General features: G+C 43.3%; 5 protein-coding genes. 1 reads left to right on the top strand and 4 read right to left on the bottom strand.

Features of this window, described 5'->3' with window-relative positions:
* Positions 1-432: 432 nt before the first annotated feature.
* Genes AC4MRV_RS21450 through AC4MRV_RS21435 form a run of 4 tightly spaced genes read right to left on the bottom strand, consistent with a single transcriptional unit; the run spans position 433 to position 4,242 of the window.
* Positions 433-1,455: an alpha/beta hydrolase family protein gene (locus AC4MRV_RS21450; RefSeq protein ID WP_491189318.1), complete on the bottom strand. Its 1,023-nt coding sequence runs from the start codon at positions 1,453-1,455 to the stop codon at positions 433-435.
* Positions 1,456-1,486: 31 nt separating this feature from the next.
* Positions 1,487-2,680, bottom strand: a complete 1,194-nt coding sequence (locus tag AC4MRV_RS21445) for a multidrug effflux MFS transporter (RefSeq protein WP_491189317.1) — start codon at positions 2,678-2,680, stop codon at positions 1,487-1,489.
* 11 nt (positions 2,681-2,691) lie between these two features.
* Entirely contained in the window at positions 2,692-3,363 is a 672-nt protein-coding gene (gene grxB / locus AC4MRV_RS21440; protein WP_491189316.1) for a glutaredoxin 2, read from the bottom strand.
* A 12-nt stretch (positions 3,364-3,375) separates the two neighbouring features.
* Positions 3,376-4,242, bottom strand: a complete 867-nt coding sequence (locus AC4MRV_RS21435; RefSeq protein WP_491189315.1) for an MBL fold metallo-hydrolase — start codon at positions 4,240-4,242, stop codon at positions 3,376-3,378.
* Positions 4,243-4,345: 103 nt separating this feature from the next.
* Here AC4MRV_RS21435 and AC4MRV_RS21430 point away from each other — a divergent pair, with 103 nt between their 5' ends.
* Positions 4,346-5,242 carry a LysR family transcriptional regulator gene (locus tag AC4MRV_RS21430; protein WP_491189314.1) on the top strand — a complete coding sequence of 299 codons (897 nt, stop codon included), beginning with the start codon at positions 4,346-4,348 and terminating at the stop codon, positions 5,240-5,242.
* The last annotated feature ends 159 nt before the right edge of the window (positions 5,243-5,401 follow it).

The following is a 5,401-nucleotide window of genomic DNA, read 5'->3' as shown; positions in this document are numbered from 1 at the left end:
TTTCTTCCCTTTTTGGGCAACCAGTTACGTTTCATTTTGCAGTTAAGATCAGGTGAGGCTCTTTTGAATGTCAGGAAGTTAAGAAAGAATATGATTTTAGGTTGGAAAGGGCATGCTTATATCAGTACACACTTCGGGTAGGAGATTTCTTATAGATAATTTGATTTAGATATTGCCACGGTTACATATGCAAGTGCGTCAGGTTGAATGAATAGATTACTAGGACTGATAATAAACTCGCGGCTCGCTCAGGTCCTTTCCCCCAAAGTAGACGGCATAATTGCCGGAACAATACTTTGTTTAAGCCAGAGGTAAGGAGTGATGTCAGCTTTTCAACATCCATACCTCTGAGTGCGATGCCGTGAAAGACTAGCACTTAGTCGTTTTAATCTCGCAGTGCTTTTCCAGTCCATGGCAAGATTTTGCAACTGCTTATTTCAGACTCAGCTTCAACGCTAAAGTATCGATAATTTGACTATGGATACTGTCGCGATCGCTGCCTGCCGGATCCGTACAAATAGGAAAACGTCCTTCTTCTGCTAGCTTTTTCTCGACACCTGGTTTGCATTTTAAAGCCGCAGAAAATCGATAAGCAGGATTGAAGTTAACACGTGTTGCGTCGGGAAGTATGGTTGCTAGCCCACTCACATCTATATCCGTCGCGTAATCATATTTGTTGCCGTCCTTAAAGCTAAACAAAGTGACATCATCAACCAAGTTCAGTGTATCACTACGTTCAAGTCCATGAACGAGCGAAGGTTCGATAACAGCGACACTCGTAACGCTTTCAATTTTATAACTGGCATTCCATTTATCTTGATCATAGTTGGATAAATCGACCTCAGGAGACATCATTTGATCGCAGTAACGTATCTTGCCTTGATACGTTTCACATGCTTTTATAACGCCCTCAAGGCTTGCATTTAACCCACCCGCTGTCAGGGCTGTTAGCCCCCCTTCACCAAATCCAACGATCATTATTCTGCTTTTATCGACGGAAGTAGCAAATTGCTCACTATTCAATACATAGCTTATTGTCTCTTCAATATCCTGGACTCGTGTCCAATGGTTGAGAGCCTTTGCTACGTTATTTTGCCCCCACAATGAATAGTTATGATCAATATGAACAGCTATTGCACCACGGGCAGCTAAGTCTGCCACTATCCATGACTGTGGTCCTAATCCCCCATCCCAGTCATGGCTGTAAACAACTAAAGGGAACTTACCTTCTGCAATCTCAGTATTTTCAATAACATTTATCTTTTCGAACGTAGGCCCTTTTCCAAACAGACCCTTTGACTCTTGCTCTGTCACAGGATAAAAAATATTACCTTGCATGAGCTTGTTATCATGATGAGGCATAACCACTGAAAAAGATTGATGTCCAGGTATATTGGCTAAAGCGACACTAGGTAACATTGCTACCATTAACGAAAGGATGCTCTTTAGTTTCATTATATTTCTCCTTGTCATTTTTTATTTAGGGCTAGCCTAAGTCTCTAAGGGCTGAATTAATCATTCGATTGTCTAATGTCACCAATAACACTGGCACCATTGATAGCATCATAACGACAGCCAACGTAGAGACACTGCTAATGCCCATGAACCCAGAAACTGCAACAAGCATTGCGCCTCCTATCATTCTGAAAAAGCCGTCGATAGATGTCGCTAAGCCAGCACAATACTTAAAGGGTTCAAGTGCAATTGATGTAGCAGAACCAGATAAAAGGCTAAATCCAGCCGCTCCTAATGCCGATAATGCGAAGAACGCATAAGTCGCATTTGAGCTAATAAACAACAAACCTATTCCTCCGACAGTGATCACAGCGGCACCCAATCGCACAGTATTCCTACGGCCAAACGACTTCATCAATCTGGGAGCGATAAGGCTAGCAAGTATTTGAACTACTCCAATCACGCCGAACACAAGAGAGAACTGCACTTGAGAAAATCCACCCTTACTGATTGCAACAATTGGGGCCACCGAAATGTAAGTCAGTAGTGCGCCAAAGCTGAGCATGTTAGCCAGTGAGTACACCAAGAATGTCCTATTGGTTAATATATCGCGCACATTACATTTAAGCGCCTGTGTGTCTTTTACATTAACCGTAGCCTTAACACTCTTCTTAGATTGAAGTGCGACAGCTGACATAACAAACAGCAGCAGAGCTAACCCAGCCATAAGATAGAAGCCACCTGTCCAACCCCACAAAAGCGCCAACCCACTACCAACAAGCGGGGCAATGGTTGGTACTGCACTGGTCACACCGCCCATATAGCTTAACCACTTACCCGCAACGTCACCTTCGTAGTTGTCTCGAACCCAAGCCATAGCGGTGATCATCGTGAATGAAGCGCCGACACCTTGTAAACCTCGCGCTGCGTACAGCATTTCTAAAGAGGAAGATGCCACAACCAACAAGCTACCTGCTGCATACATGAGTAGCCCGAGCATGGCTGAGAATTTACGCCCGTTTCGGTCAGAGATCGGGCCCGCAATGAGTTGACTCACACCCAGAGCCAGAACGTAAATCGAAATCGTCTGTCTTATTTCGCTATCAGAGGCAGAGAAAGACTCGATCATCTGTGGGAAAGATGGCAAGTAGACATCAATAGCCAGTGGCCCCAAAGGTATGAGTGAAAAAATAACGAGCAGTTGGAAAAAGTTGTTGCCTGCCATCTTGAACTCCATTATTGACCGATTGGTGGATATAGCGACACACCAGAGCATGACGCGATGAAACTAACAAACTTCATCATGCGTTCACTCATTTCTAGTTCGGCGACCATTGTGTAGTTTCTTAGCTCGGAGAATGCAGCAATGTCATTGATGTTCAATTTGCGCTCGCCAGTGACAAGAGCATCAATATCGAGCAAGGTATCCAGCTCTTCCAAGAGTCCTTTAAGCTCAGGAAGGTACTCTTTTGTTCTCTCCAGCGCCTGATCAATGGATTGGCCTAGTGTTTCTTTACGCGACTCAACAAATATACTGAGGGCATCAGGCGTAGATAGCTCTGGGAGATTAAGCTGTGGCATGCGCGGATATAAAAGCTGCGCAGATATCGGGTAAAGCCGCTGTAGAAGATTCTTCAATAAGTTTGATACTTCGTAACTGGTGAACATCGGGTCACCTTGTTGATCCAAGTGGCGGATAATGTCGAGGCTCTCAACCATCACCGTATGCTCACCATCATGCTGTCGCTGTTCAAGCACAGGGACAGTTAGCCTTTCGAGTTTCCCCTCTAGCGACTCTGGCAATTGCCCCAAAACTATAGGGCTAATCTCACAATCAATATTTTTAAGTCCAATAACGGTCTTAACACGAACGCAAAATGGGCAACTATCAAATACATGCAGTTTCATCATTTGCTCCTATTAATTGCCATGCCAAATTGAGTAAGCCATGCGCTCAACGTGAGCTGGCAAATGTTCCTCGTAGCCATTCCAATGGCTGAATTTAGGCAGCTTTACTGAGTCTTTTAATTCATCAACGGATTTACCATCTTGTAGCCCTTTCCAAACCGCATCGAATAAAGCCTGAGCAAACTCTTCACTCTCTTCTAGCAGTTCTGGTGAATCGGTAGGGATATGACCATTTATGATGGTATCGAACTCTAGCTCTTTACGTACGCGCTTAATCGTATTCAATGTGGCTACGTAGTCCTGCTCGATTAAACGCCCTGAACTCACTAGGTACTGCGGTAAGTGCCAATCTACTGCAACTAATACTTTGTCTTCAGGCATGTGAACAATACTCATGCAGTTACCATCGCTCTTTCCGTAATAATGTAGGTCGACGTTCTTTCCCCCTAACGAAACCGTCATTTCGTCTTTGTAAGTTGTTGTTGGATAAACCACCTTATCTTCCAAATCACGCGAAAGAAGGTCTGAGCAATTTTCTTGAGCGATAAACTCAGCGCCTTGCTGTTTAAAAATATTGCCGCCACGAGAGTGATCAAAGTGATCATGGGAGTAAATAACTTTTTTGACTGGCTTGCCTGTCACTTTACGGATTTCTTTCATCATTTGCGCAGAGCGAGTATCGCCTGAAGGGTCAGTAATAATCACTCCTTCGTCTGTAACAACAACTAAGCTGTTATAAAAAAACTGGGAATACTGATAGACACCATTCTTTAGCTCTTTTAATACTGGCTTCGATGGGTCAAAGCCTTCTGCTGCACTAGCTCCTGCGATCATGCCGATCGTTAGCGTTAAAGTGGCCAGCTTTGAAGTAATAGACATTGTTCTTTCCTAATCATCGTTGAAGATAAAATAAAAGATAATTAACATTAATAAGTAGAACAATATGGCCAAAAGTAACTTTACTTAATACTAAAGGTATCAAATGGATAAGTATCGGAATATGCAGCTATTTTGCACGGTTGTAGATAGGGGCAGCTTTTCTAAGGCGGCCAAAGCATTGGGCATCACCCCAGCGATTGTCGGCAGACACATTGCTGCGATGGAAGAGTCTTTAGGGTTTGTACTTTTAAATCGTACCACACGCAGTATGCACCTTACCCCAGGAGGAAAAGCGTATTATGAAGGTGCACAAACAGTATTGAGCCAGATAGAGCAACTGGAAGACTCGCTAACAACCGCCCATCAGAATAATCCAGAAGGCCTTATTCGCCTGTCCGCTCCCGATGCAATGGGCCCGTTTCTAATGAAGGCCATTAAAAATTTTCGATCAGACTATAAGGGGATTCGCTTTGATCTCGCCTTATCAAACAGTAAGTCAAACCTGATTGAAGAGGAGATAGACCTTAGTATTCGATTCGCATTAGAGTTACAAGATTCATCTTACATTGCAACTAAGCTTGGTGAGTCCGAGTTTGGGCTGTATGCAGCTCCGTCATATATAGATGAGTATCAAGCCCCCTCTGATTATAAAGAGCTAAAAAATCATGATTGCCTGCATATGGGAGACTCAAGAGATGGCGATTATTGGATGCTTAATGTCGATGGCAAAAGCCTTTCGTATCGACAACCGTGGGTCGCGGTTATTTCAGACACAAACACGCTTATTGAAGCAACTGTCGATGGAATGGGTATCGCTATGATACCGAGCATATTTGTAAACTCGCACGTTAAACGTGGCGACTTAGTAAAGATACAAGACGTTGCAGAATTCCCAATCATCAATATTTATGGAATGTATCCAACACGTAAGCATGTACCTTACAGGCTGTCGCTGTTCTTGGAATACTTAAAAGCAAACTTTGTCCATATTATTACCTAAGAGAATCTTACATTTGGAACAGTTATGCGCACAAAAAGACACACTGAAGCTTTTTAAACTCTCATACAAACGTTTATTTAGCCCTGACTCGACTCAAGAGTATGGGCTATTGGTAATAACCTATTCTTAAATATCCTGAATCAGGTCTGGAACAATCGT

The sequence above is a fragment of the Vibrio sp. genome (assembly GCF_984391705.1).
Note: the sequence above shows the minus strand (reverse complement) of the source record. Positions and strands in the feature narration are given on the sequence as shown.

Coding starts and splice junctions, on each gene's coding strand:
- AC4MRV_RS21450 (WP_491189318.1), bottom strand. CDS start 1,455: ATGAAACTAAAGAGCATCCTTTCGTTAATGGTAGCAATGTTACCTAGT.
- AC4MRV_RS21445 (WP_491189317.1), bottom strand. CDS start 2,680: ATGGCAGGCAACAACTTTTTCCAACTGCTCGTTATTTTTTCACTCATA.
- grxB (WP_491189316.1), bottom strand. CDS start 3,363: ATGAAACTGCATGTATTTGATAGTTGCCCATTTTGCGTTCGTGTTAAG.
- AC4MRV_RS21435 (WP_491189315.1), bottom strand. CDS start 4,242: ATGTCTATTACTTCAAAGCTGGCCACTTTAACGCTAACGATCGGCATG.
- AC4MRV_RS21430 (WP_491189314.1), top strand. CDS start 4,346: ATGGATAAGTATCGGAATATGCAGCTATTTTGCACGGTTGTAGATAGG.